Origin of the sequence: Pseudomonas viridiflava, assembly GCF_001642795.1 — a bacterium.
Taxonomy (GTDB): domain Bacteria; phylum Pseudomonadota; class Gammaproteobacteria; order Pseudomonadales; family Pseudomonadaceae; genus Aquipseudomonas; species Aquipseudomonas viridiflava.
In genome coordinates this window covers 31,315-57,722 of the sequence record NZ_LKEH01000017.1, presented here as the reverse complement: position 1 = coordinate 57,722, position 26,408 = coordinate 31,315, and the positions used below count along the sequence as shown (strand labels likewise).

14 protein-coding genes are annotated in these 26,408 nt (G+C 60.4%); 13 read left to right on the top strand and 1 reads right to left on the bottom strand.

The features are described from left to right. Nucleotides 1-2 precede the first annotated feature (2 nt). The 10 genes from AO065_RS01440 to AO065_RS01395 all read left to right on the top strand — a co-directional run bounded on the left by AO065_RS01440 (nucleotide 3) and on the right by AO065_RS01395 (nucleotide 18,222). Entirely contained in the window at nucleotides 3-3,683 is a 3,681-nt protein-coding gene (locus AO065_RS01440) for a translocation/assembly module TamB domain-containing protein (protein ID WP_004884451.1), read from the top strand. Nucleotides 3,684-3,796: 113 nt separating this feature from the next. Next, nucleotides 3,797-4,714 (top strand): LysR family transcriptional regulator, encoded by a 918-nt coding sequence (locus tag AO065_RS01435; protein WP_004884452.1) that lies wholly within the window; start codon nucleotides 3,797-3,799, stop codon nucleotides 4,712-4,714. A gap of 92 nt (nucleotides 4,715-4,806) precedes the next feature. Beyond that, nucleotides 4,807-5,307 (top strand): thiol peroxidase, encoded by a 501-nt coding sequence (gene tpx, locus AO065_RS01430; RefSeq protein ID WP_004884453.1) that lies wholly within the window; start codon nucleotides 4,807-4,809, stop codon nucleotides 5,305-5,307. A 149-nt stretch (nucleotides 5,308-5,456) separates the two neighbouring features. Then, nucleotides 5,457-6,773, top strand: a complete 1,317-nt coding sequence (locus tag AO065_RS01425; protein WP_004884454.1) for an MdtA/MuxA family multidrug efflux RND transporter periplasmic adaptor subunit — start codon at nucleotides 5,457-5,459, stop codon at nucleotides 6,771-6,773. Beyond that, nucleotides 6,770-9,880, top strand: a complete 3,111-nt coding sequence (locus AO065_RS01420; RefSeq protein WP_004884455.1) for an MdtB/MuxB family multidrug efflux RND transporter permease subunit — start codon at nucleotides 6,770-6,772, stop codon at nucleotides 9,878-9,880. The genes AO065_RS01425 and AO065_RS01420 overlap by 4 nt, the downstream gene beginning before the upstream one ends. After that, a complete protein-coding gene (locus AO065_RS01415; RefSeq protein ID WP_004884456.1) occupies nucleotides 9,877-12,984 on the top strand; it encodes a multidrug efflux RND transporter permease subunit in 3,108 nt (1,035 codons plus the stop codon). Before AO065_RS01420 ends, AO065_RS01415 begins: the two co-directional genes overlap by 4 nt. Continuing rightward, entirely contained in the window at nucleotides 12,981-14,456 is a 1,476-nt protein-coding gene (locus tag AO065_RS01410; protein ID WP_004884457.1) for an efflux transporter outer membrane subunit, read from the top strand. Before AO065_RS01415 ends, AO065_RS01410 begins: the two co-directional genes overlap by 4 nt. 213 nt (nucleotides 14,457-14,669) lie before the next feature. After that, nucleotides 14,670-16,781, top strand: coding sequence for a putative bifunctional diguanylate cyclase/phosphodiesterase (locus AO065_RS01405; protein ID WP_004884458.1), 2,112 nt, complete (start codon nucleotides 14,670-14,672; stop codon nucleotides 16,779-16,781). 104 nt (nucleotides 16,782-16,885) lie between these two features. Beyond that, nucleotides 16,886-17,632 (top strand): SDR family oxidoreductase, encoded by a 747-nt coding sequence (locus AO065_RS01400; protein ID WP_004884459.1) that lies wholly within the window; start codon nucleotides 16,886-16,888, stop codon nucleotides 17,630-17,632. 59 nt (nucleotides 17,633-17,691) lie between these two features. After that, nucleotides 17,692-18,222: an MgtC/SapB family protein gene (locus AO065_RS01395; RefSeq protein WP_004884460.1), complete on the top strand. Its 531-nt coding sequence runs from the start codon at nucleotides 17,692-17,694 to the stop codon at nucleotides 18,220-18,222. Nucleotides 18,223-18,240: 18 nt separating this feature from the next. On the opposite strand, the gene AO065_RS27235 is transcribed toward AO065_RS01395, so the two are convergent. Further along, a complete protein-coding gene (locus AO065_RS27235; protein WP_162999879.1) occupies nucleotides 18,241-18,414 on the bottom strand; it encodes a hypothetical protein in 174 nt (57 codons plus the stop codon). A 320-nt stretch (nucleotides 18,415-18,734) separates the two neighbouring features. Between AO065_RS27235 and AO065_RS01390 the strand changes: the two genes are divergently transcribed. Genes AO065_RS01390 through glgB form a run of 3 tightly spaced genes read left to right on the top strand, consistent with a single transcriptional unit; the run spans nucleotide 18,735 to nucleotide 26,329 of the window. Next, nucleotides 18,735-20,756 carry an alpha-1,4-glucan--maltose-1-phosphate maltosyltransferase gene (locus AO065_RS01390; protein WP_004884462.1) on the top strand — a complete coding sequence of 674 codons (2,022 nt, stop codon included), beginning with the start codon at nucleotides 18,735-18,737 and terminating at the stop codon, nucleotides 20,754-20,756. 18 nt (nucleotides 20,757-20,774) lie between these two features. Continuing rightward, complete coding sequence (treS, locus tag AO065_RS01385; RefSeq protein ID WP_004884463.1) at nucleotides 20,775-24,101, top strand: maltose alpha-D-glucosyltransferase; 3,327 nt, start codon at nucleotides 20,775-20,777, stop codon at nucleotides 24,099-24,101. Next, nucleotides 24,098-26,329 carry a 1,4-alpha-glucan branching protein GlgB gene (gene glgB / locus AO065_RS01380; RefSeq protein WP_004884464.1) on the top strand — a complete coding sequence of 744 codons (2,232 nt, stop codon included), beginning with the start codon at nucleotides 24,098-24,100 and terminating at the stop codon, nucleotides 26,327-26,329. The genes treS and glgB overlap by 4 nt, the downstream gene beginning before the upstream one ends. The last annotated feature ends 79 nt before the right edge of the window (nucleotides 26,330-26,408 follow it).

The window sequence follows — 26,408 nt, the reverse complement described above, 5'->3', positions numbered from 1 at the left end:
GGATGAACATCAAGCGCGGCCTGAAAATCGCCGGCCTGAGCCTGCTGGCGGTGTTGCTGATTCTGGTGGCAAGCATCTGGCTGGTACTCGGCACCCAAAGCGGCAGCCAGTGGGCACTGGCCCGCGTGCCAGGCCTGCAACTGGAGAACTTTCAAGGCCGGCTGGGCGGGCAGTGGAGCGCCGACCGGTTGCTCTGGCTGCAAGGTGAGGACCGCGTCGAGGTCCAGGCGCCGTCATTCGACTGGACGCCGGGTTGCCTGCTCAAGATGACGCTCTGCATTGATCGACTGAACGCCGAGAAAGTCATGCTGCACTTTGCCCCCGGCACCGAGCCAGCCAAAGAAGGCCCCATCACGTTACCCAATCTCACGTTACCGCTGGCTATTCAGCTCAAGGATGTCCAGCTTGGCAGTCTGCAACTCGACGGCATCGAACAATTGCGCGACCTCAGGCTTGCTGCGCACTGGACGGCTCAGGGGTTGCAGATCGACAGTGCGCATCTGCAACGTGACGAACTGGTGCTGGATCTCAACGGCCTGCTCGACCCTGCTGGCGACTGGCCGCTGACCCTTGACGGGCAATTGCAATTGCCGCCGCAGGACGGCAAACCCTGGACGCTGGCCGTGGATATTCAGGGCGATCTGCTCAAGACCCTGCACCTCAAAGCCGACAGCAGCGGGTACCTGACGGGGGGTCTGAGTGGAGAGTTGCAACCGCTCGCCGAACATTTGCCTGCTCGCCTGAAACTGACCTCGGATCGTTTCAGGCCCAGCGCCGGATTGCCGGAAACGATACAGCTCGATCAATTGCTACTGACCGCCGAAGGTAATCTGGACAGTGGTTATCAGATCAACGGAACGGCCAGCCTGCCTGCTGAAAAAAGCCCCATGACTCTTGTGCTGCAAGGGCTGGCAGATGCCAAGGGCGCCACCATTGACGCGCTGAATCTCGCCGCCAGCGAGCAACAGCGCCTGTTGCTCAATGGCAAGCTGAACTGGGAAACCGGTTTCAGCGCAGACGCTTCCGTCGACTGGCTCGATTTCCCGTGGCAGCGGCTTTACCCGCTTGAAGCGGAGCCTCAAGTGGCGCTGCATGCATTCAAGGGTGATGTGTCCTACACCGACGGCAAGTACCTGGGGAATTTCAATGCCGGTCTCAAGGGGCCGGCCGGCGCGTTTACCGTCGTCAGCCCGTTCAGTGGCGACCTGCAGCGGATCTATCTGCCGCAACTGGAAATGGTAGCCGGGCAGGGCAAGGCCAGCGGTCATCTGAACCTGCAATTCGCCGATGGCATGGGCTGGGACACGGCACTCGACCTGAGCGCGCTGGATCCCTCGTTCTGGGTGGCTGAACTGCCCGGCACGCTGGCCGGTCCGTTGCGCAGCAAGGGGCACTTCAAAAACGAGCAACTGGAGCTGACCGCCGATCTGGATCTGAAAGGTCGCCTGCGCGGGCAACCCGCGGTGTTGCAGGCCAAGGCCGACGGTCGGGGTCAGCAATGGAATCTGGCCGGTCTGAGCATGCGCCTAGGTGACAATCGGATCGAGGGGCGCGGCAGTCTTGATCAGCGCCTGCAGGGCCAACTGGATCTGAATCTGCCGCGACTGGGCCAGCTGTGGCCACGCCTGCAGGGCCAGGCGAAAGGTCGCCTGGATCTGGCGGGCACCTTGAAGGCGCCGCAGGGCCAGCTCAATCTGCAAGGCAGCCAGCTCGCGTTTCAGGACAACCGTCTGCAAAGTCTGGTTGCCAGCGCTAAACTCGACCCGGCGCAACGCGCGACGATCAACGTCAAGGGCTCGGGTATTCAGGCGGGCGATACGGCGCTGGGGACGTTGACGCTGGACGGCCAGGGCACCCTCACGGCGCAGCAGTTGAAGCTTGATTTGCAAGGGCCGTTGCTCAAGCTGGCGCTCGCGCTGGATGGCACGCTGGATAACGGCAACTGGCGTGGCCGTCTGGCCAGTGGCAACGTCCAGAGCGGCGGGCAGGCCTGGCGTCTGCAACAGCCTGCAAAGATCGAACGACTGGCTGATGGCAAACTCAATTTTGGTGCGCATTGCTGGTTGTCCGGTAACGCCAGCCTCTGCGGTGAGGATCAGCGACTGATGCCCGAGCCTCGCTTGCGCTATCACCTCAAGAACTTCCCGCTCGACAGCTTGGCCCAGTGGATGCCGAAGGACTTTGCCTGGAAAGGATCGCTCAACGCCGACGTTCAACTGGATGTGCCAGCAGCTGGCCCCAATGGCCAGATCACGGTCGATGCCGGTGGCGGCACCTTGCGGGTGCGTGATAAGGACCAATGGCTCGACTTCCCCTATCAGACGCTCAGGCTGACCAGCACGTTGACCCCCAAGCGTATTGATTCGCGCCTCGATTTCGATGGCGCGAAGCTGGGACGTCTGCTGCTGACAGCGCAGATCGATCCGCTGTCCAGCAACAAAGCGCTGTCTGGCGATTTCAGCTTGTCGGGTCTGGACCTGTCGGTCGCGCGTCCGTTTGCACCCATGGTCGAGAAACTCAACGGTCGCCTGAACGGCAGCGGTCGTCTGTCGGGCGGGCTGTTGGCGCCGCTGGTCAATGGCAGCGTGACGCTGCAGGGCGGCGAAGTGTCGGGTCCAGAGTTGCCGATGGAATTGCGTGATCTGAATGTCCAGGCGCTGATCGCGGGGGAGAGCGTTCAGGTGAGCGGCGGCTGGAAAAGCGGCGCAACGGGGCAGGGCTCTCTGACCGGACAAGTGGCCTGGGGACAGGCATTGGTGGTTGACCTGAGCCTGAAAGGTTCGCGGCTGCCTATTCAGGTTGAGCCTTACGCCGAAGTCGAAGCGGCGCCTGACCTGAAAGTTTCGATGCAGGGCGAGCGGCTGGCGGTCTCCGGCAAGGTCCTGATCCCCAAAGGCACTATCACTGTTCGCGAGCTGCCACCTTCAACCGTCAAGCTGTCCGGCGACACTGTGATTGTCGGCCAACAGACCGAGGAGGGCGCGCCGCCGCTTGCGGTTGCCATGGACATCGACGTGGAAGTCGGCCAGGACAAGCTCAGCTTCAACGGCTTCGGCCTAACTGCCGATCTGGTCGGGCGTGTCCACATAGGTGACAACCTCGATACCCGTGGCGAACTCAATCTCAACAACGGGCGTTATCGGGCGTACGGGCAGCGCCTGACCATTCGCAAGGCGCGGCTGCTGTTTGCAGGGCCTGTGGATCAGCCTTATCTGGATATCGAAGCGATTCGTCAGACAGACGATGTGATCGCCGGTATTCGCCTGACCGGTAGCGCCGAGCAGCCAACCACCGAAGTGTTCTCGGAGCCTGCTATGAGTCAGGAGCAGGCGCTGTCCTATCTGGTGATGGGCCGTCCGCTGGGCAATTCCGGTGAGGACAACAACATGGTTGCGCAAGCCGCGCTGGCACTGGGCGTTGCAGGCAGCGCTTCCACAACTGGCAAACTGGCCGATAATCTGGGCATCAAGGACTTCGAACTGGACACTTCCGGCACGGGCGACAAGACCAACGTGGTGGCCAGCGGCAAGATCACCGACAAACTGAGCCTGCGCTACGGGGTTGGCGTGTTCGAGCCTGCCAATACCATCGCGTTGCGCTACCTCCTCAGCAAGCGGGTCTATCTGGAAGCGGCCAGTGGGATCGCCAGCTCGCTGGACATTTTTTACAAGCGCGACTTTTGATAGCGGCGCTGTCACGGAAGGCTGAAAAGATGTCGCGCTCGACAGAACAGGCAAGAACCCGCTAAAAGGTTTCTTCTTATTGGCTGACCCAGAAAAGCGGAATACCGGTAATCATGGATCGATTCAACGCCATGCGCGTTTTCACCCGCATCGTCGAGCTTGGCGGTTTTGCCAGAGCCGCCGAGAGCCTGCAGATGCCCCGTGCGTCGGTGACGATCCTGATCAAGCAGCTGGAAGCGCATCTGGGCGTCCAGCTCCTGCAACGCACCACGCGCCAGGTCAGTGCCACGCCTGATGGCAACGCTTACTACCAGCGCTGCCTGAGTCTGCTCGCTGATCTGGAAGATGCCGAGTCAGCGTTCTCGTCCCTAAACGCCGGGCCCAAGGGCCTGCTGCGGGTTGATCTGCCCATGAGTCTGGGGTGCATGATCGTGATGCCTTCGCTGCCCGAGTTCACTCGACGTTATCCGCAGATCGAGCTGGAGATCGGCATGAGTGACCGGCAGGTCGATTTGATACGCGAAGGCGTCGATTGCGTGCTGCGCGCCGGAAGCTCCCATGACGAGGCGCTGGTCGCCAGGCCGCTGGAAAACCTGACGCAGATGACCTGTGCCAGTCGGGCGTATCTGGATCAGCATGGCTCGCCGTTGGACCTTGATGAGTTGGCGCAGCATCAGGTGATCGAATATTTCTCGACCGGGACCAACAAACGTTACGGGTTACAGTTCATGGTGCGCGGGCAACTGCATGAGCCCCGTCTGCCTCGTTCAATTGCCGTCAATAGCGCCGAGGGCTATGTCGCCGCGTGCGAGGCTGGATTCGGACTTATTCAGGCACCGCGCTACCATATTGCCGACAAGTTGCGTAGCGGTACGCTGGTGGAGGTGCTGCGTGAATATCGACCGCCTGCGTTACCGTTGATGGCGTTGTATCCGCCCCATCGACAGCTGTCGCGGCGGGTGAGGGTGTTTGTCGACTGGCTGGCTGAATTGTGTGCCCGACCCGAGATCAGGGACCGGCTCAATTCCTGAGCGAATTCGGAATTATCCGATATAGGCCATACTGCACTTTCGTGTTTAACTTCTGGTTCTTATCTAAACCCACTGAAAAAGGACATCGTTTCATGGCTCAAGTGACTCTCAAAGGCGGCCCTGTTCAAGTCAATGGCGAACTGCCAAAGAACGGCAGCGCTGCACCTGCTTTCACACTGGTGGGTGCCGGTCTGGCTGAGGTGACTCTGCAGGAGTTCGCCGGCAAGCGCAAAGTGCTGAACATCTTCCCAAGCGTCGACACCACGACCTGCGCGACGTCGGTACGCAAGTTCAACGCTCAGGCGAACGATGTGGCCAACGCCGTCGTACTGTGCATTTCTGCTGACCTGCCTTTTGCCCAGGCTCGCTTCTGCGGCTCCGAAGGTCTGGAAAACGTCAAGAACCTGTCCACCTTCCGCAGCGCCGATTTCAGCGAAAACTACGGCGTCGCCATTGCCGACGGTCCTCTGAAAGGCCTGACTGCACGCGCCGTTGTGGTTCTGGATGAAAACAACAACGTGCTGCACAGTGAACTGGTTTCCGAAATCGCTGAAGAACCGAACTACGAGGCTGCACTGGCAGTATTGAAGTAACGTTCGGCAACACATCGACGGCCTGAACCCGTTCAGGCCGTTTTTATTTGTGCTTCAACCGTTTAATGAAAGTAAGCGCTTGGTAAAGGCGCTTTGCTTGCAGCTCATCTGTGCTTATTGTTCAGCCTCCAAAGTAGCCCTCACCTGTAATGGTTGATTTATTCATGCAATCGTCTGGCCCCCGTAAATCCCGTCGCTGGTTGATCAGTTTGTTGGTTCTGTTGCTCATTGTCGGCCTGTGCTGGTGGTTCTGGCCCGGCTCTGCGTCGACGACCGGCACAGACACGGCTGGCAAAGCCACGCACACCAGCAAATCGAGTGGCATGGTCAGGCCAGGGTTTGGCGGCTCGGCTGCTGCCGTTCCAGTGCGCGTCGCGCCGGTGACACAGGGCGATTTCCCGATTTATTACAAGGCGCTGGGCACTGTTACTGCAACCAATACCATCAATGTGCGCAGCCGGGTTGCGGGCGAACTGGTCAAGCTCAACTTCCAGGAAGGCCAGATGGTGAAGGCGGGCGATCTGCTGGCGGAAATCGATCCGCGCAGTTATCAGGTCGCACTGCAGCAGGCCGAAGGCACGCTGGCAACCAATCAGGCACTGCTCAAAAATGCCCAGCTCGACGTTCAGCGCTATCGCGGCCTTTACGCCGAGGACAGCATCGCCAAGCAGACGCTGGACACCGCCGAGTCGCTGGTCAATCAGTACCAAGGCACCATCAAGACCAATCAGGCAGCGGTGGCCGAAGCGAAGCTCAATCTGGACTTCACCCGTATCCGCGCGCCGATTGCCGGCCGGGTAGGGCTCAAGCAACTCGACGTCGGCAATCTGGTGGCGGCCAACGACACCACCGCGCTGGTCGTGATTACCCAGACCCAACCGATTTCCGTCAATTTCACGTTGCCCGAGAAAGACCTGTCCAGCGTCATTGCCCGCTATCGCACCGGCGACAAGCTGCCCGTCGAAGCCTGGGATCGCGGCGACGTCAAGATGCAGGCCTCCGGCGTACTCGCCAGCCTCGACAACCAGATTGACGTGGCAACAGGCACCCTGAAGTTCAAGGCGCGTTTCGAGAATCGTGACGAAGCCCTGTTCCCCAATCAGTTCGTCAACGTCCGGCTGCGGGCCGACACGCTGACCCAGGCCATTCTGGTGCCCACCGCTGCGGTCCAGTTCGGCACCAACGGAACGTTCGTGTATGTCATGGACGGTGACAAGAAGGTCAAGATCAACCTGCTCAAGACCGGCCCGAGCAACGAGACGTCCACGGTTATCACCGAAGGTCTGGCTGCCGGAGCCCGTGTAGTGCTGGAAGGCACCGACCGTCTGCGTGACGGCGCCGAGGTCGAAGTGGTCAGTGACAGCAAGGACGTGCCCGCAGGGCCGGGCCAGAAACTGCAGGGCAAGCCTGACAGCGGTACCGATAAATCGGCGTCGGTCCTGAAGGCGGATAAACCAAGCGTATGAACATGTCCCGCCTGTTCATCCTGCGCCCGGTCGCCACCACGCTCAGCATGCTGGCAATTGTGCTTGCCGGTTTGATTGCCTATGGCCTGCTGCCGGTTTCGGCGCTGCCTCAGGTGGATTACCCGACCATTCGCGTGATGACGCTGTATCCGGGCGCGAGCCCGCAGGTGATGACCAGTGCCGTCACGGCGCCGCTGGAACGTCAGTTCGGTCAGATGCCGGGGCTGACCCAGATGGCCTCGACCAGCTCGGGCGGCGCTTCGGTCATCACGCTGCGCTTCAGCCTGGAAATCAACATGGACGTGGCCGAGCAGGAAGTGCAGGCCGCCATCAATGGCGCCACCAACCTGTTGCCGACTGACCTGCCTGCGCCACCGGTCTACAACAAGGTCAACCCGGCAGATACGCCTGTACTGACCCTGGCGATCACTTCCAAAACCATGCTGCTGCCCAAGCTCAACGATCTGGTCGACACACGCATGGCGCAGAAGATCTCGCAGATCAGCGGCGTCGGCATGGTCAGCATTGCCGGTGGACAGCGGCAGGCCGTACGAATCAAGGTCAACCCCGAGGCACTGGCTGCCAACAGCCTGAACCTCGCGGATGTGCGCACACTGATCAGCGCCTCCAACGTCAATCAGCCCAAGGGCAACTTCGACGGTCCGACCCGGGTTTCGATGCTGGATGCCAACGACCAGCTCAAGTCGCCCGAGGAATACGCCAACCTGATTCTGGCCTACAAGGATGGCGCGCCACTGCGCCTGAAGGACGTGGCGCAGATCGTCGACGGTGCCGAGAACGAAAGGCTGGCGGCCTGGGCCAATCGAAATCAGGCCGTCCTGCTGAACATCCAGCGTCAGCCGGGCGCCAACGTCATCGACGTGGTGGATCGGATCAAGACCCTGCTGCCCGGCATCACCGATAACCTGCCGGCCGGACTCGACGTGACGGTGCTGACCGATCGCACCCAGACCATCCGCGCCTCGGTCACCGACGTCCAGCACGAATTGCTGATCGCCATCGTGCTGGTGGTGCTGGTCACGTTCCTGTTCCTGCGTCGCCTGAGCGCGACGATCATTCCGTCGATTGCCGTGCCGTTGTCCCTCGTCGGTACGTTCGGGGTCATGTATCTGGCCGGTTTTTCCATCAATAACCTGACCCTGATGGCGCTGACCATTGCCACCGGTTTTGTGGTGGACGATGCCATCGTCATGCTGGAAAACATTTCGCGCCACATCGAAGAAGGCGAAACGCCTCTGCAGGCCGCGCTGAAAGGGGCAAAACAGATCGGTTTCACTCTGATCTCCCTGACCCTGTCGCTGATCGCGGTACTGATTCCGCTGTTGTTCATGGCCGACGTGGTGGGGCGGCTATTCCGCGAGTTCGCCATCACGCTGGCGGTCGCGATCCTGATTTCCCTCTTGGTCTCGCTGACCCTGACGCCGATGATGTGCGCGCGTTTGCTCAAGCGCGAACCCAGGGAAGAGGAGCAAAGCCGTTTCTACCGCGCCAGCGGTGCGTGGATCGACTGGCTTGTCCATGTCTACGGGGGCGGTTTGCGCTGGGTGCTCAAGCACCAACCGCTGACACTGCTGGTGGCCATCGGTACGCTGGGTCTTACGGTGCTGCTCTACATCATTGTGCCCAAGGGCTTTTTCCCGGTGCAGGACACCGGCGTCATTCAGGGCATTTCCGAAGCTCCACAGTCGGTGTCCTTCAAGGCGATGAGCGAGCGCCAACAGGCACTGGCCGATATCATCCTGAAAGATCCATCGGTGGTCAGTCTGTCCTCTTACATTGGTGTGGATGGCGACAACGCCACGCTCAACAGCGGCCGTTTCCTGATCAACCTCAAGCCCCACGGCGAACGCGACCTGACCGCTGCCGAAATCATTCAGCGCATACAGCCGGAAGTCGACAAACTGTCGGACATTCGCCTGTTCATGCAGCCGGTGCAGGACCTGACCATCGAAGATCGCGTCAGCCGGACCCAGTATCAATTCAGCATGTCCTCCCCTGACGCTGAGCTGCTCAGCGAATGGAGTGTCAGGCTGGCAGATGCACTGGCTCAGCGCCCCGAGCTGACGGATGTCGCCAGCGACCTGCAGGACAAGGGTCTTCAGGTGTATCTGGTGATTGACCGGGATGCGGCCAGCCGGGTCGGCGTCAGCGTCGCCAACATCACCGACGCACTGTATGACGCGTTCGGTCAGCGCCAGATTTCAACCATCTATACCCAGGCCAGTCAGTACCGGGTCGTGCTGCAGTCGGCGTCCGCCAGCGAGCTGGGGCCGGAAGCACTGGAACAGATTCATGTGAAAACCACTGACGGTGCGCAGGTCAAACTGTCGAGCCTGGCGCGGGTCGAGCAGCGTCAGGCGCAGTTGGCCATCGCCCACATCGGGCAGTTCCCGGCGGTCATGATGTCGTTCAATCTGGCGCCGAACATCGCGCTGGGCGAGGCGGTCGAGGTCATCGAGCAGGTGCAGAAGGACATCGGCATGCCGATTGGCGTGCAGACCCAGTTCCAGGGCGCGGCGCAGGCATTCCAGGCATCCTTGTCCAGCACGCTGCTGTTGATTCTCGCAGCCGTGGTGACGATGTACATCGTGCTGGGCGTGCTGTACGAGAGCTACATTCACCCGATCACCATTCTCTCGACCCTGCCTTCCGCTGCGGTCGGCGCGTTGCTGGCGCTGCTCATCAGCGGTAACGACCTGGGCATGATTGCCATCATCGGCATCATTCTGCTGATCGGTATCGTCAAAAAGAACGCCATCATGATGATCGACTTCGCGCTCGACGCAGAACGCAATCGTGGTGTCGATCCCGAGACGGCGATCTACGAAGCGGCCTTGCTGCGTTTCCGGCCGATCCTGATGACGACTCTGGCAGCGCTGTTCGGCGCCATTCCGTTGATGCTGGCCACCGGTTCCGGCGCAGAGCTGCGTCAACCGCTGGGTCTGGTGATGGTCGGCGGCCTGCTGCTGAGCCAGATTCTGACCCTGTTCACCACGCCGGTGATCTACCTGTATTTCGACCGGCTGGGTCGCCGATGGAGCCGCAAACCTGACGCCCCGGTTCGACTGGAGAAGGCTGACGCATGAACCTGTCAGCACCCTTCATTCGTCGACCGGTCGCCACCGTTCTGCTGAGCCTGGCAATCATGCTGCTGGGCGCCGTCAGTTTCCGGCTGCTGCCGGTGGCACCTTTGCCGAACATGGATTTTCCCGTCATCGTCGTATCGGCCAGTTTGCCGGGCGCCAGTCCGGAAATCATGGCGTCGAGCGTTGCCACGCCGCTTGAGCGGTCGCTGGGCACTATCGCCGGGGTCAACACCATGACCAGCAACTCGAGCCAGGGCACGACGCGGGTGATTCTGCAGTTCGATCTGGATCGGGACATCAACGGTGCGGCCCGTGAGGTTCAGGCTGCCATCAACGCATCGCGCAATTTGCTGCCCAGTGGCATGCGCAGCATGCCGACCTACAAGAAGGTCAACCCGTCCCAGGCACCGATCATGGTGCTGTCACTGACGTCGACCGTGCTGGAAAAAGGCCAACTGTACGATCTGGCGTCCACGATCCTGTCGCAGAGCCTGTCCCAGGTCACGGGCGTGGGTGAAGTGCAGATCGGCGGCAGTTCGCTGCCTGCGGTGCGTATCGAACTGGAGCCGCAGTTGCTTTCCCAGTACGGCATCTCGCTGGACGAGGTGCGCACTGCGATCACCGGCAGCAACGTCAGGCGACCCAAGGGCTCGGTGGAAAACGATCAACACAACTGGCAGGTCCAGGCCAACGATCAGTTGGAAACGGCCAAGGATTACGCGCCGCTGATCATTCGCTATCAGGATGGCGCAACGCTGCGACTCAAGGATGTTGCCAAGGTCAGCGATGCGGTCGAGAACCGCTACAACAGCGGTTTCTTCAATGACGACAGGGCCGTGTTGCTGGTCATCAACCGGCAGGCCGGTGCCAACATCATCGAGACCGTGGCGCAGATCAAGGCCCAGTTGCCTGCGTTGCAGGCCGTATTGCCTGCCAGCGTGAAGCTCGACATCGCCATGGATCGTTCCCCGGTGATCACTGCAACCCTGCATGAAGCCGAAATGACTCTGCTGATCGCCGTGGTGCTGGTGGTGCTGGTGGTGTTCCTGTTTCTGGGCAGTTTGCGCGCTTCGCTGATTCCAACCCTGGCGGTACCGGTCTCGCTGGTGGGCACCTTCGCCCTCATGTACCTGTGCGGATTTTCCCTGAACAACCTGTCTCTGATGGCGCTGATTCTGGCCACGGGGCTGGTGGTGGACGATGCCATCGTGGTGCTGGAAAACATCTCAAGGCACATCCATAACGGTCTTGACCCCATGAAAGCGGCTTTTCTGGGGGCCAAGGAGGTCGGCTTCACGCTGCTGTCGATGAACGTCTCGCTGGTCGCCGTGTTCGTTTCGATTCTGTTCATGGGGGGGCTGGTCGAAAGCCTGTTCCGCGAGTTTTCCATCACGCTGTCGGTGTCGATCGTCGTCTCGCTGGTCGTTTCCCTGACGCTGACACCCATGCTCTGCGCCCGTTGGCTGAAGCCGCGTGAGGCGGAGCAGGAGAATGCGTTTCAGCGCTGGAGCGAGCGGGTCAATGACCGGATGGTGGCCGGCTACGATCGTTCGCTTGGCTGGGTGCTGCGTCACCCGCGCCTCACGCTGGTGAGCCTGCTGATCACCATCGTGGTCAATATCGCGCTTTACGTCGTAGTGCCCAAGACCTTCCTGCCGCAACAGGACACCGGGCAACTGATGGGCTTCGTTCGCGGAGACGACGGCCTGTCGTTCAAGGTCATGCAGCCGAAGATGGAAATCTTCAGGCGCGCCGTGCTGGCGGACCCGGCAGTGCAGAGCGTCGCAGGCTTCATCGGCGGCAGCGGCGGGACCAATAACGCTTTCATGATCGTGCGCCTCAAGCCCATCGGCGAGCGCAAGCTGTCGGCCGAGAAGGTGGTCGAGCGGCTGCGCAAGAACCTGCCGCATGTGCCGGGCGGCCGTCTGTTTCTGGCCCCGGATCAGGACCTGCAGCTGGGCGGCGGGCGCGAACAGACCAGCTCCCAATATCAGTACATCGTGCAGAGCGGCGATCTGGAAGTCCTGCGCGAGTGGTACCCGAAAATCGTCGCCGCGCTCAAATCGCTGCCGCAACTCACGGCCATCGATGCGCGGGAAGGGCGAGGGGCACAGCAGGTCACGCTGATCGTCAACCGCGACACCGCCAAGCGGCTGGGCATCGACATGAACATGGTCACCGCAGTGCTGAACAATGCCTACAGCCAGCGTCAGGTTTCCACAATCTATGACAGCCTGAACCAGTATCAGGTGGTGATGGAGGTCAACCCCAAATATGCGCAGGATCCGGTGACCCTCGAGCAGGTGCAGGTCATCACGGCCGACGGGCAGCGAGTGCCGTTGTCGAGCATTGCGCACTACGAACGCAGCCTGGAGAACGACCGCGTTTCTCACGACGGTCAGTTTGCCTCGGAGAACATCTCGTTCGATCTGGCCGAGGGCGTCAGCCTCGATCAGGCGACCCTCGCCATCGAGCGTTCCGTCGCAGCCATCGGCTTGCCCTCCGGGATCATTTCGAAGATGGCCGGGACTGCGAACGCGTTTGCAGCGACCCAGAAAAGCCAGCCCTGGATGATTCTCGGTGCCTTGCTGGCGGTGTATCTGGTGCTGGGGATTCTTTATGAAAGCTACATTCATCCACTGACCATCCTTTCGACCTTGCCGTCGGCGGGCGTGGGCGCCTTGTTGACCATCTATGTGCTGCGCAGCGAATTCAGCCTGATCTCGCTGCTGGGCCTGTTCCTGTTGATTGGTGTGGTCAAGAAGAACGCGATCATGATGATCGATCTGGCGTTGCACCTGGAGCGGGATCAGGGCATGACGCCTCAGGAGTCCATCCGCAGCGCCTGTCTGCAGCGTTTGCGGCCCATCCTGATGACCACCATGGCCGCCATTCTGGGCGCACTGCCGCTATTGCTGAGCACCGCCGAGGGCGCCGAAATGCGCCGCCCGCTGGGCCTTACCATCATTGGCGGTCTGGTGTTCAGTCAGGTGCTGACGCTCTACACCACCCCGGTGGTTTACCTTTATCTCGACCGCCTGCGTCACCGTTTCAGCCGGTGGCGGGGCCGTCGTACCGATGCAGCTCTGGAAACTCCGTTATGACTGATCGCCTCGCCTTCACAACCCATCACCGATGGCTGGTCAGGCCGCTTGCCATGGGGCTCTGCGTCTTGCTGCTGAGTGCCTGTGCGGTCGGCCCGGATTATCACAAGCCGGACATGGCCACACCTGCCAGCTTCAAGGCGGCAGCGGGCTGGAAGCAGGCGACGCCACGCGATGACGCAATGGCCAGAGGCGCATGGTGGGAGGTCTACGACGACAAGGCGCTCAACGCACTGGTGGAACGCTTGAACGCCTCCAACCAGACCGTGGCACAGTACGAAGCTCAGTACCGTCAGGCCCAGGCGTTGATTCGCAGCTCGCGAGCAGCGTTCTTCCCGACCCTTGATCTCTCCGTCGGCAAGACCCGCTCCAGTCAGGGAACCGGCAGCAGTACGTCTGGAAGCAGTAACCTCAACTCCGGCATCCGCGAGACCCACAGTGCTCAGTTGGGTGTCAGTTGGGAGGCCGATGTCTGGGGCAAGCTGCGTCGCGGCCTTGAGGCCGACACGGCCAATGCACAGGCAAGTCTTGCGGATCTGGCGGCCATGCGTCTGAGCCTGCAGTCGGAACTGGTGCAGAACTACCTGCAGTTGCGCGTCATCGACGAGCAGAAGCGCTTGCTGGAAGCCACGGTCGATGCCTATCAGCGCTCATTGACGCTGACCCAGAATCAGTACCGTGCCGGTATCTCGGGGCGTGATGCGGTGGCTCAGGCGCAGACCCAGCTGAAAAGTACCCAGGCCGATCTGATCGATCTGGCGTGGCAGCGTGCGCAATTTGAAAACGCCATTGCCGTGCTGATGGGCATGGCGCCAGCGGACTTCAATCTGCAGGCGACCACCTCCATCCCCAGGCTGCCGCAGATTCCTGTCGGCTTGCCGTCCCAGTTGCTCGAACGCAGACCCGACATCGCTGCCGCCGAGCGTTCGGTGATGGGTGCCAACGCCAATATCGGTGTTGCGAAGGCGGCTTATTACCCTGACTTCACCCTGAGCATGAGCGGCGGCTATAACAGCAGTACGTTTGCCAACTGGATCAGTTTGCCGAATCGCTTCTGGTCGGTCGGTCCGCAACTGGCCATGACCCTGTTCGACGGGGGGCGACGTTCTGCTGAAGTTGAACGTACCGAAGCCGTCTACGACCAGACCGTTGCCCAGTACCGACAGACCGTGCTCAACGGTTTCCAGGAGGTAGAGAATTACCTCGTTCAGCTCAAGGTCTACGAAGAGGAAGCCGATGTTCGTCAGGAAGCCCTGGTGGCTGCCCGCGACTCCCTGCGCCTGACCAGCAATCAGTACAAGGCCGGTCTTATCGGCTATCTGGATGTGGTCAACGTACAGGCCACGGCACTGAGCAACGAACGCACGGTGCTGAACGTGCTGCAAAGCCGCCTGATCGCCAGTGTGCAGTTGATCGCCGCGCTGGGTGGCGGCTGGGATGCGCAAACGGGTCTGGCGTCCCAGGACCGTTGACGGTCCAGGCAAGGCAGGCAGGCGCAGGGCGGCAGCGCGGTCCTGCCTGCAATCGAGCGATGAGATGAATAAAATATTTCTATGAAGCGATTGATTAAGATAATGGCGCAATGCCATATTTTCCGACCGTTCGCCGCGACAAACCTTTCCAACTGCGTACAATAGCGCTCATCAGATCGGCAGGGACGCGCTCTTCGAGTTTCAGGTGCGTTCATGTTGGTCGGCAGCTTTACCCCTTCGCTTGTCATGATCTCCGTGTTGATCGCGGTGCTCGCGTCCTATACTGCGCTCGATCTTGCCGGCCGTGTCGCATCGGCCAAAGGCCGCGCGGTCCATTGCTGGATTGCCGGCGGCGCAATTGCCATGGGCATCGGCATCTGGTCCATGCACTTCATCGGCATGCTGGCTTTCGTGCTGCCGTTCAAGCTTGGCTATGACATCCCGCTGACGCTCTGCTCGTTGCTGATTGCCATGCTGTCCTCAGGCTTTGCCCTCTGGCTGGTCAACCAGCCGCAGATGCCGGTTCTGCAGTGGGGGCTGGGTGCGCTGTTCATGGGGCTGGGCATCAGCGCCATGCACTACACCGGTATGGCAGCCTTGCGCATGCAGCCGGGGATCGACTACGATCCGGGGCTGTTCGGCCTGTCACTGATCGTGGCTGTCAGCGCATCGGGCGCTGCGCTCTGGATCGCATTCCGGCTGCGTCATGGCGCTCCCCGTGTGCATCTGGTCCGCGCAGGGGCGGCGGTCATCATGGGCCTGGCGATTGTCGGCATGCATTACACCGGCATGGCAGCAGCCGGTTTTGCCGAAAGCAGTTTCTGCGGCGCTCTGGGCGATGGGTTGAGCGCTGACGGGCTAGACAAGCTGGTGCTGGTCACCAGTCTTGCGGTCCTGAGCATCGCGCTGGCGGTCTCTGTACTCGATGCGCGGCTCGAAGCGCGTACGACGGTACTGGCCAACTCCCTGATCGAAGCCAATCTGGAGCTCAGGCACCTGGCGCTGCACGACAACCTGACCGGCTTGCCGAACCGGATCCTGCTGACGGATCGTATCGAGCAGGCAATGAAGAATATCAACGAGCGGGGCGGCTGCTTTGCGTTGATGTTCATGGACCTGGATGGCTTCAAACCGGTGAACGATGCCTTTGGGCACCACATCGGCGATCTGTTGCTGCGTGAGGTGGCGTCACGCCTGCGCGGAAACCTGCATCGGCAGGATACGCTGGCCAGAATTGGCGGCGATGAATTCGTGTTGTTGATCGAACTGGAAGGTCCGGAAGACGCCATGAGTGTCGCAGCGCGACAGGTGAGTCTGATTACCCAGCCTTTCGAGATTGGCGATCGCCTGCTGCAAATATCGATGAGCATCGGTATCAGTCTGTATCCCGGCAACGGCCGAACGCAGCATGAGCTGCTGGTCAACGCGGATGCCGCCATGTATCACACCAAGAGCGCCGGCAAAAACGGCTACAGCTTTTTCGATGTCTCGATGAACAGTAACGCCCGTAATCAGTTGCAGTTGTCTCAGGACCTGCGGGCTGCACTCCGGCATCGGCATTTCTGTCTTTATTACCAGCCAAAATTCGATGCGGTCTCGGGGATGCCGACCGGGGCGGAGGCCCTGTTGCGCTGGAACCATCCCGAACAGGGCCTGCTGAGCCCTGCGACCTTTATCGGTCTTGCCGAGAAAACCGGTCTGATCATCCAGATTGGCGAATGGGTACTGGATGAAGCCTGCCGACAGATGCGCGAATGGTTCGACGAGGGCTACACCCAGTGGCGTATCGCGGTAAACCTGTCGGCCTTGCAGTTCTGCCATGTCGGGCTGGTCAAGACCGTATCCGACACCCTGGCTCGCCATCAGTTACCGGCCAATTGCCTGACGCTGGAAATTACCGAGACCACTGCCATGCATGACGCCGATGCCAGTCTTGCGGTTCTCAAGCAACTGTCGGCGATGGGTGTGGACCTGTCCATCGACGATTTCGGCACCGGCTATTCGAGTCTGATGTACCTGAAGCGTCTGCCTGCCAATGAGATCAAGATTGATCGCGGGTTTGTCCGCGATCTGGAGCATGACAGCGACGACGCGGCCATCGTGTCTGCGATCGTTGCCGTCGGCCAGGCGCTGAATCTACGCATTGTCGCCGAGGGTGTGGAGACCGCCGTACAGCAAAACTTCCTGACTCGGCTGGGCTGCGACGCTCTGCAAGGTTTTCTGCTTGGCCATCCGCTACCGGCGCAGCGATTCATCGAGGATATTCGCAGTGGTCAGGCTCGCCTCCAGGCCCAGTCCGCTGCCGGTGAGGCGGGCGGAAACTGAAACACGGTGATGGCGTCTGATTCCAAACACTGGCAGGATCAGTGCTCACCGCAGGCACGTGCCCGGTGTTCACGGTCAGTTTGAGAAACACAAGAGAGCCATCCATGGAAAAAGTTCTCATCATCACGGGAGGCTCCAGGGGGATTGGCGCAGCCACGGCCATTCTTGCTGCGTCTCAGGGCTACCGCATCTGCATCAACTACCTGTCTGATCATGCCGCTGCCGAAAGAACCTGCGCGCAGGTCAGGGCTCAGGGCGCCCAGGCCATCACCGTACAGGCGGACGTCAGCAACGAAGACGAAATCATCCGACTGTTCGCCCGTGTCGATGCCGAGCTTGGGCGCGTGACGCATCTGGTCAACAACGCCGGTACGCTGGCTCAGGCCTGCCGGGTCGAAGAAATGTCGGAATTCCGCATGCTCAAAATGATGATGAGCAACGTGGTCGGCCCCATGCTCTGCAGCAAGCATGCGTTGCTGCGCATGTCTCCGCACCATGGCGGGCAGGGCGGCAGTATCGTCAATGTGTCGTCGGCAGCGGCCAGACTGGGGTCGGCCGGGGAATATGTCGATTACGCGGCTTCCAAGGGAGCGCTGGACACCTTCACTCTCGGCCTTTCCAAAGAGGTCGCTCCAGACGGCATACGCGTCAATGCCGTCAGGCCGGGTTTCATCTTCACAGACTTCCATGCGCTCAGTGGCGATCCCTTCCGCGTGAGCAAGCTTGAAGGCGCGCTGCCGATGGGGCGTGGTGGCACCGCCGAGGAAGTTGCCGAGGCGATTCTGTGGCTGCTGTCGGACAAGGCTTCCTACGCCACCGGTACGTTCATTGATCTGGCGGGCGGTCGCTGACCGGCACTCTGTCACATCGTCGAGGTCAATAACGTCGGTCCTTTTTTCAAGGAGCGACGATGAACGCATGGTGGCAGGAAGTCGTGACAACGCTGCAGTCGGAATTTTCGGACGTTACCGACGCATCACAAATGACACGGGTGGCAGTCCGTCTGACGGTGGCCGCACTGTTGGGCGGTATTCTCGGTTTCGAGCGCGAGAACCGCGGCAAGGCCGCTGGCGTGCGCACCCACATGCTGGTGTCGATGGGCGCAGCGCTGTTCGTTCTGGTGCCACGCCTGGGCGGCGCCGATGACGACGCGTTGAGTCGGGTGATTCAAGGGTTGGTCGCCGGGATCGGTTTTCTGGGCGCTGGAACCATCCTCAAGGAAAACGCGAGAAACGTGGCGCAGGTCAAAGGCCTGACCACGGCGGCCGGTCTGTGGATGACTGCCGCAATTGGCGTGTCGGCGGGAATGGGCCGTGAGATGACCGCCATACTCAGCACCTTTCTGGCCCTTGGCATTCTTCGCTTCGTGCCGCACATCATCGAGCGGACTGACCCGTCCAAAGGCATTCCTGCCAGGAAGAACGGGTCGGAGGATCCCTAGTCGCGGGCCGGAGACCGATCAGATAATGACTGGCGGCTCCTGAACAGGCGGATCACCGGCAGGCGGGTCGATGACCGGAGGCACTGTCGTCGGAGGCTCCTGTTCAGGCGGTGGTACTTCTGTAGGGGGAACCGGGACGGGAGGGGCATCGATGTTCGGGTCGTACGGTTCCGGTGGCGTTGGAATATTCATGGCTTCAGCCTCCTTGTTGGCCTGTTGGCTTTTCTTCGACTGCCATGCTTTACCGATGATTCAATCCAATCGCAACGCTGCCGTGGGCTGTGGGCATATCGTCTGACGAGGTTGACTTGTCCATTGCTGGGCTATGCTCTGAAACGTCGTCACCCCTCTGCTCAAAACCTTTGAACTTTAGTCACGCAGACCGCTCGGAACCTAAGCAGCCGAATCAGGCGAGTTGTCAGCGCAGGGGGGATTTGTGCTGCCGTATCGTTAATTTTTCAATTGCATGGAATGCACAGGAGCGTCCCTGGGGCGTGAAGGAGTGATGCTCGATGAATGAACAGTCATACGGCCCGGATTCCCTGGCCTCAGAAGTTCCGCACCCAAGTCGTCCCTTGTCATTGACCCAAGCCCTGCAGTTGCCCCGCATCGTGATCGAAGACACGTTGCCGGTGATCGATGGCGGGTTGTTTGCGGCGAAAGGTATCGTCGGCCAACCGGTGACGGTCACCAGCAAGGTCTACGCAGACGGTCACGACAAGATGGCCGTCAACATTGTCTGGCGCGCTGCAGATGAAGAACACTGGCACAGTGCGCCAATGCGCGAACTGGGCAACGACAGTTGGGTCGGTGAGTTCACGCCGACCTCCGTGGCCCGCTATGTCTTTCGCCTGGAAGCCTGGATTGATCAGTTCGGCAGCTACCGCTACGAGCTGGAAAAGAAATTCGGCGCGGGCGTGCCCATTGAACTGGAGCTGGAGGAAGGTCGCATCCACCTCGTTCATGCAGCGGAACGTAGCCAGGATGAGCAACGTCATGCCATCGAGCGTGTGTTGCAGCGTCTGGGCGAGTCGGACAACGACGAGAAGGTTGCCCTGTTGCTGCACAGCGAAACCGCAGGCCTGATGAAACAGGCTGACAATCATGCGTTCCTCAGCCGCAGTGCAGAGTTCCCGCTCGACATTGAGCGTGAGCTGGCCCAGTTCGCCAGTTGGTACGAGCTGTTCCCGCGCTCCATCACCGATGACAAGGCCCGCCATGGCACGTTCAACGACGTGCATTCGCGCCTGCCGATGATTCGTGACATGGGCTTTGATGTCCTTTATTTCCCGCCGATCCATCCGATCGGTCGCGCACACCGCAAAGGCCCCAACAATTCCCTGACCGCAGGCCCCGATGATCCGGGCAGCCCTTACGCCATCGGCAGCGAGGACGGCGGTCATGAGGCGATCCACCCACAACTGGGCAGCCGTGAAGACTTCCGTCGCCTGGTTGCCGCTGCAGCGGATCATGGTCTGGAAATCGCCCTGGATTTCGCCATTCAGTGTTCTCAGGATCACCCGTGGCTCAAGCAGCATCCGGGCTGGTTCTCGTGGCGTCCAGACGGCACCATTCGTTACGCGGAAAACCCGCCGAAGAAATACCAGGACATCGTCAACGTCGACTTCTACGCACCCGACGCCATTCCCGGTCTGTGGCTGGAACTGCGTGACATCGTGCTGGGCTGGGTCGAGGAGGGCGTGAAGATTTTCCGCGTCGACAATCCGCACACCAAGCCGCTGCCGTTCTGGCAATGGATGATCGGTGAAGTGCGCAGTCAGCATCCTGACGTGATGTTCCTCGCTGAAGCCTTTACCAAGCCTGCGATGATGGCCCGCCTGGGCAAGGTGGGTTACTCGCAGAGCTATACCTACTTCACCTGGCGCAACACCAAGGCCGAGCTGTCCGAGTACTTCACCCAGCTGAACGAGGTGCCATGGCGTGATTGCTACCGGCCGAACTTCTTCGTCAACACACCGGACATCAACCCGCGATTCCTGCATGAGTCAGGGCGGCCCGGATTTCTGATCCGTGCGGCACTGGCAACCATGGGCTCGGGGCTGTGGGGCATGTATTCGGGCTTCGAACTGTGCGAAGCCGCGCCTATCCCCGGCAAGGAAGAATACCTGGACTCCGAGAAGTACGAGATTCGGGTTCGTGACTTCACCGCGCCGGGCAACATCATTGCCGAGATTGCCCAGCTCAACCGTATTCGCCGCCAGAACCCGGCGCTGCAGACCCATCTGGGCCTGAAGCTGTTGAATGCCTGGAACGACAACATCCTGTATTTCGGCAAGCGTTCGGCTGATGGGAGCAACTTTGTGCTGGTCGCGGTCAACCTCGACCCGCACAACGTTCAGGAAGCGAACTTCGAGTTGCCGCTTTGGGAAATGGGCTTGCCAGACGATGCAGTGACGTCCGGTGAGGATTTGATGACCGGTCACCGCTGGAACTGGTACGGCAAGGTGCAGTGGATGCGCATTGACCCGTCGTATCAACCTTTCGGTATCTGGCGTATCCAGGTCGCACAGTAAAACTGCAAGGAGTCAGCCATGGCAAAAAAGCCCGATGACGCGGCATTCATCAAAGATCCGCTCTGGTACAAGGACGCGGTGATTTACCAGGTGCATGTGAAATCGTTCTACGACTCCAATAACGATGGGATCGGCGATTTCGCGGGCCTGATCGACAAGCTCGACTACATTGCCGCGCTTGGAGTCAACACGATCTGGCTGCTGCCGTTCTACCCATCGCCGCGTCGGGACGATGGCTACGACATTTCCGAATACCGCGACGTGCACAGCGACTACGGCACGATGGCGGACGCCAAGCGTTTCATCGCTCAGGCCCACAAGCGCGGCTTGCGTGTCATCACCGAGCTGGTCATCAACCACACCTCGGATCAGCATCCGTGGTTCCAGAAGGCCCGGCATGCCAAGCGCGGCTCCAAGGCACGTGATTTCTATGTGTGGTCGGATACCGATCAGAAATACGACGGCACGCGCATCATCTTTCTGGACACTGAAAAGTCCAACTGGACTTGGGATCCGGTGGCGGAGCAGTATTTCTGGCACCGCTTCTATTCGCATCAGCCGGACCTGAATTTCGACAATCCGGCGGTGATGAACGCCGTGCTCGAAGTCATGCGTTTCTGGCTGGATATGGGCATCGACGGTCTGCGTCTGGATGCGATCCCTTATCTGATCGAGCGCGATGGCACCAACAACGAGAACCTGCCGGAGACCCATCAGGTTCTCAAGCGGATTCGGGCCGAGATCGACGCCAATTACCCGGACCGCATGTTGCTGGCGGAAGCGAATCAGTGGCCGGAAGACACCCAGTTGTACTTCGGTGACAGCAAGGGGCCTGACGGCGATGAGTGCCACATGGCCTTTCACTTCCCGTTGATGCCACGCATGTACATGGCGCTGGCGCAGGAAGACCGCTTTCCGATTACCGACATCCTGCGTCAGACCCCGGAAATTCCGGAAAACTGCCAGTGGGCGATTTTCCTGCGCAACCACGATGAACTGACCCTGGAAATGGTCACGGATCGTGAGCGTGACTACCTGTGGAATTACTACGCTGCGGATCGTCGTGCGCGGATCAACCTTGGCATCCGCCGTCGTCTCGCCCCTCTGGTGGAGCGTGATCGTCGTCGGGTCGAGTTGCTGAACAGCATGCTGTTGTCCATGCCGGGCACACCGACCCTCTATTACGGCGACGAGATCGGGATGGGCGACAACATCTATCTCGGCGACCGGGATGGCGTGCGTACGCCGATGCAGTGGTCCATTGATCGCAACGGCGGTTTCTCCCGCGCCGATCCGGCCAGCCTTGTGTTGCCGCCGATCATGGACCCGATGTACGGCTTTCAATCGGTCAACGTCGAAAGTCAGGAGCGCGATCCGCATTCGCTGCTTAACTGGAATCGCCGCATGCTGGCTGTGCGCAAGCAGCAGAAAGCATTCGGACGCGGCACGCTCAAGATGCTGTCGCCTTCCAATCGCAGGATTCTGGCGTACCTGCGCGAATACACCGGACCCGATGGCCACAGCGAAATCGTGCTGTGCGTGGCCAACGTCTCCAGCGCAGCCCAGGCCGCAGAACTTGAACTGTCGGCCTATGCCGGCACCGTTCCCGTCGAGATGCTGGGTGGCAGCGCATTTCCGCCGATTGGCCAGCTGAGTTATTTGCTCACGCTGCCGCCTTACGGTTTTTACTGGTTTCTATTGGCTTCGGAGAATCAAATGCCCAGTTGGCACGTCGAACCGGCACAAAGCATGCCGGACTTCCCGACCCTGGTGCTCAAGAAGCGTCTGGAGGAGCTGCTCGACGAGCCGCTCCGCAGCACCATGGAAAACACCTCACTGGCGGTCTACATGCCCAAGCGCCGGTGGTTCGCAGGCAAGGACAAGCCCATCGAGCGGGTCAATATTGCCTACGCGGTTCGTTTTGGCGATCCGGCACATCCGGTCCTGCTGAACGAGATCGAAGTTACTGCAGGCGAACAGACCGAACGCTACCAACTGCCGTTCGGCCTGCTGGCGGAAGAGGAAATCAACAGCGCACTGCCCCAGCAACTGGCGCTGGCCAGGGTCCGCCGTGGCCGTCAGGTGGGGTTGATCACCGATGCCTTCACGCTTGAAACTTTCATTCGCGCAGTGATTCAAGGCATGCAGGCCGACACCGTGATCCCTTGCAATGACGGCGAGCTGCGCTTTGAACAAACCGCGCAACTCGCGCCGCTGGGGCTGAACAACGAATCCGAAGTGCGTTACCTGTCGGCCGAGCAGTCCAACAGCTCGGTGGTAGTGGGCAGCGGTCTGGTTCTCAAGATGATCCGTAAAGTCAGCGCCGGTACCCACCCGGAACTGGAAATGGGCGCGTTCCTGACCAATGCAGGCTATCGCAACATCTCGCCGCTGCTGGGCTCTGTGGTCCGCGTAGGGCATGACGGTGAGCCGCATCTGCTGATGATCGCCCAAGGTTATCTGAGCAATCAGGGTGATGCATGGGAGTGGACCCAGAACAATCTGGAGCGCGCCGTTCGTGATGAACTCGCGCATGGTGTTTCCGAGCAGGAGCAGCACTACAACGCGCTGCTTGAATTGGCCGATTTCTCCCGCAGCCTGGGGCAGCGTTTGGGTGAGATGCATCAGATTCTGGCCGCAGCGACCGACAACCCGGATTTCGCCGTGGAAGTGACCCGCCAGGAAGATGGCGACGCCTCGGCAAAAAGCGTGGTGGCTCAGTTGGATCGAGCCTTGCAACTGCTTGAGCAGCGCAAAGACGACCTCGGTGCCGATGATCAGCAGCTGGTGGACGATCTGGTCGCCCAGCGTAAGGCCATCGCGCAGCATGTTGCGCGTCTCGCCAAGCGCTCGGTAGGCGGTCTGCGCATCCGCGTCCATGGGGACTTGCACCTGGGTCAGGTGCTGGTCGTCAAGGGTGACGCGTACCTGATCGACTTCGAGGGCGAGCCTGCGCGTGCGTTGAGCGAGCGTCGCGCCAAGCACAGCCCGTTCAAGGATGTCAGTGGTGTGCTGCGCTCGTTCGACTACGCTGCCGCCATGGCCGTACGCAGCGCGCAAAGCGTGGACACTTCCGAGGAGGCTGCTGCCGCCCGCAAACGCGTTGCCAGTACGTATTTGTCTCAGGCCCGTGAGGCATTCATCGAAGGTTATCGCGCAGCGACCACCGAGATGGCCCACACCTGGAAAGATTCAAACGGGGAGGACGCCGCGCTGGAACTGTTCACCCTGGAAAAAACCGCTTATGAAGTAATCTACGAAGCCGAGAATCGCCCGACCTGGCTGGCTGTGCCGCTGCAAGGCTTGCGTGGATTGCTGCACCTGTCTGATGGAGAGCCAACATGAATGCACCTGACAAAACCGGTATGCGTCGCCAGGCGATGCCCGCCGCAGTGGACATGGATGCGTTGATCCGTGCTGAACATCGTGACCCTTTTTCGATTCTCGGCCCGCATGGCGATGGTGGCAGCGGGCAGTTCGTCCGCGCCTACCTGCCGGGCGCCCTGAGTGTGCGTCTGCTCGCGCCGGATGACGGGCGCGAACTGGGCGAGCTTGAGATGAGCGAAGTCCCGGGTTTCTTCATCGGTCATCTTGAACACGCTCAGCCCTACCAGTTGAAAATCAACTGGGCAGGCGGCGAACAGATCACCGAAGACCCTTACAGCTATGGCCCGTTGCTCGGCGAAATGGACCTGTATCTGTTTGCCGAAGGCAATCATCGCGACCTGAGCAGTTGCCTGGGTGCGCAGGTGACCAACGTCGGTGGCGTGGACGGTGTGCGTTTTGCCGTCTGGGCACCGAATGCCCGGCGCGTCTCGGTGGTCGGCAGTTTCAACAACTGGGACGGCCGTCGTCACCCGATGCGTCTGCGTCACCCGACCGGTGTCTGGGAAATTTTCGTCCCGCGCCTGCAACCGGGCGAAGTCTACAAGTACGAGATTCTCGGCCCTCACGGCATTCTGCCGCTCAAGTGCGACCCGATGGCGCTGTCCACGACGCTGCCGCCGGATACGGCCTCCAAGGTGTCCGCACCGCTGCATTTCAACTGGAACGACAACCATTGGATGGAGACGCGGGCCAGCCTTCACGACGTGAGCGCGCCATTGTCGATCTATGAACTGCACGCCGGTTCGTGGCAGATGGAGCAGAACGAGGAAGGCGAGTGGCGTCAATACAACTGGCGTGAGCTGGCAGACCGTCTGATCCCGTACATCAAGGAACTGGGTTTTACCCACATCGAGCTGATGCCGATCATGGAGCACCCGTTTGGTGGTTCGTGGGGCTATCAACTGCTTGCCCAGTTCGCACCGACTGCACGCTACGGCTCGCCTGAAGATTTCGCGGCGTTTGTCGACGCCTGTCACCAGGCGGGCATTGGTGTGATTCTGGACTGGGTGCCTGCGCATTTCCCGACCGACACGCACGGTCTGGCTCAGTTCGATGGCACTGCCTTGTATGAATACGCCGACCCCAAGGAAGGCTTCCATCAGGACTGGGACACGCTGATCTACAACCTGGGCCGCACCGAGGTTCACGGCTTCATGCTGGCGTCGGCGCTGCACTGGCTCAAGCATTACCACATCGACGGCCTGCGCGTGGATGCGGTCGCTTCAATGCTGTACCGCGACTATTCCCGCAAGGCGGGCGAGTGGGTGCCGAACCGGTTTGGCGGTCGCGAGAACCTCGAAGCAATCGATTTCCTGCGCCACCTCAATGACGTCGTCGCGCTGGAAGCGCCGGGCACCATGGTCATCGCCGAAGAGTCCACGGCGTGGCCGGGTGTCAGCCAACCGACCCAACAGGGCGGTCTGGGCTTCAACTACAAGTGGAACATGGGCTGGATGCATGATTCGCTGCACTACATGGAGCAGGACCCGATCCATCGTGAGCACCATCACGGCGAATTGAGCTTTGGTCTGATGTACGCATGGTCCGAACGCTTCATCCTGCCGATTTCCCACGATGAAGTGGTACACGGCAAGCACTCGCTGATCGACAAGATGCCCGGTGATCGCTGGCAGAAATTTGCCAACCTGCGCGCCTACCTGACATTCATGTGGACCCACCCCGGCAAGAAGCTGCTGTTCATGGGTTGCGAGTTCGGCCAGTGGCGCGAGTGGAACCACGACGAGCAACTGGACTGGTACCTGCTGCAGTACGCGGATCATATCGGCGTGAAGAAGCTGGTCAGCGACCTGAACCGTATCTACCGCGAAGAAAAGGCCCTGCACGAACGTGATGCAGAGCCGATGGGATTCCAGTGGCTGATCGGTGACGACAAGACCAACAGCGTGTATGCCTATTTGCGCTGGAGCAAGGAAGGCGAGCCGTTGCTGGTGGTCGCCAACATGACGCCGGTTCCGCGCATGGACTACCGCATCGGTGTGCCGTTCGATGGCAAATGGGTCGAACTGCTCAACAGCGATGCCGAAATGTATGCAGGTTCCAACATCGGCAATGGCGGAGGGGTAGTGGCTGATGATCAGCAGGCACACGGACAGCCTGTGTCGCTGAGTCTGAATCTGCCACCGTTGGCGGTGCTGATTCTCAAGCCTGTGGGACGTCAGGACTGAAAGTAGTGCCCTGTCGTGGGTCATAGGGCATGTGGGAGGCGGCTTGCCGGCGATGCGTTCTGTCAGTCGACTTTTCTTG

Bases quoted from the DNA above. Each gene is read 5' to 3' on its own strand.
- AO065_RS01395 (WP_004884460.1), top strand. From the start codon at position 17,692: ATGAACGCATGGTGGCAGGAAGTCGTGACAACGCTGCAGTCGGAATTT.
- tpx (WP_004884453.1), top strand. From the start codon at position 4,807: ATGGCTCAAGTGACTCTCAAAGGCGGCCCTGTTCAAGTCAATGGCGAA.
- AO065_RS01440 (WP_004884451.1), top strand. From the start codon at position 3: ATGAACATCAAGCGCGGCCTGAAAATCGCCGGCCTGAGCCTGCTGGCG.
- AO065_RS01390 (WP_004884462.1), top strand. From the start codon at position 18,735: ATGAATGAACAGTCATACGGCCCGGATTCCCTGGCCTCAGAAGTTCCG.
- AO065_RS01415 (WP_004884456.1), top strand. From the start codon at position 9,877: ATGAACCTGTCAGCACCCTTCATTCGTCGACCGGTCGCCACCGTTCTG.
- glgB (WP_004884464.1), top strand. From the start codon at position 24,098: ATGAATGCACCTGACAAAACCGGTATGCGTCGCCAGGCGATGCCCGCC.
- AO065_RS01405 (WP_004884458.1), top strand. From the start codon at position 14,670: ATGTTGGTCGGCAGCTTTACCCCTTCGCTTGTCATGATCTCCGTGTTG.
- AO065_RS01435 (WP_004884452.1), top strand. From the start codon at position 3,797: ATGGATCGATTCAACGCCATGCGCGTTTTCACCCGCATCGTCGAGCTT.
- AO065_RS27235 (WP_162999879.1), bottom strand. From the start codon at position 18,414: ATGAATATTCCAACGCCACCGGAACCGTACGACCCGAACATCGATGCC.
- AO065_RS01420 (WP_004884455.1), top strand. From the start codon at position 6,770: ATGAACATGTCCCGCCTGTTCATCCTGCGCCCGGTCGCCACCACGCTC.
- treS (WP_004884463.1), top strand. From the start codon at position 20,775: ATGGCAAAAAAGCCCGATGACGCGGCATTCATCAAAGATCCGCTCTGG.
- AO065_RS01400 (WP_004884459.1), top strand. From the start codon at position 16,886: ATGGAAAAAGTTCTCATCATCACGGGAGGCTCCAGGGGGATTGGCGCA.
- AO065_RS01410 (WP_004884457.1), top strand. From the start codon at position 12,981: ATGACTGATCGCCTCGCCTTCACAACCCATCACCGATGGCTGGTCAGG.
- AO065_RS01425 (WP_004884454.1), top strand. From the start codon at position 5,457: ATGGTTGATTTATTCATGCAATCGTCTGGCCCCCGTAAATCCCGTCGC.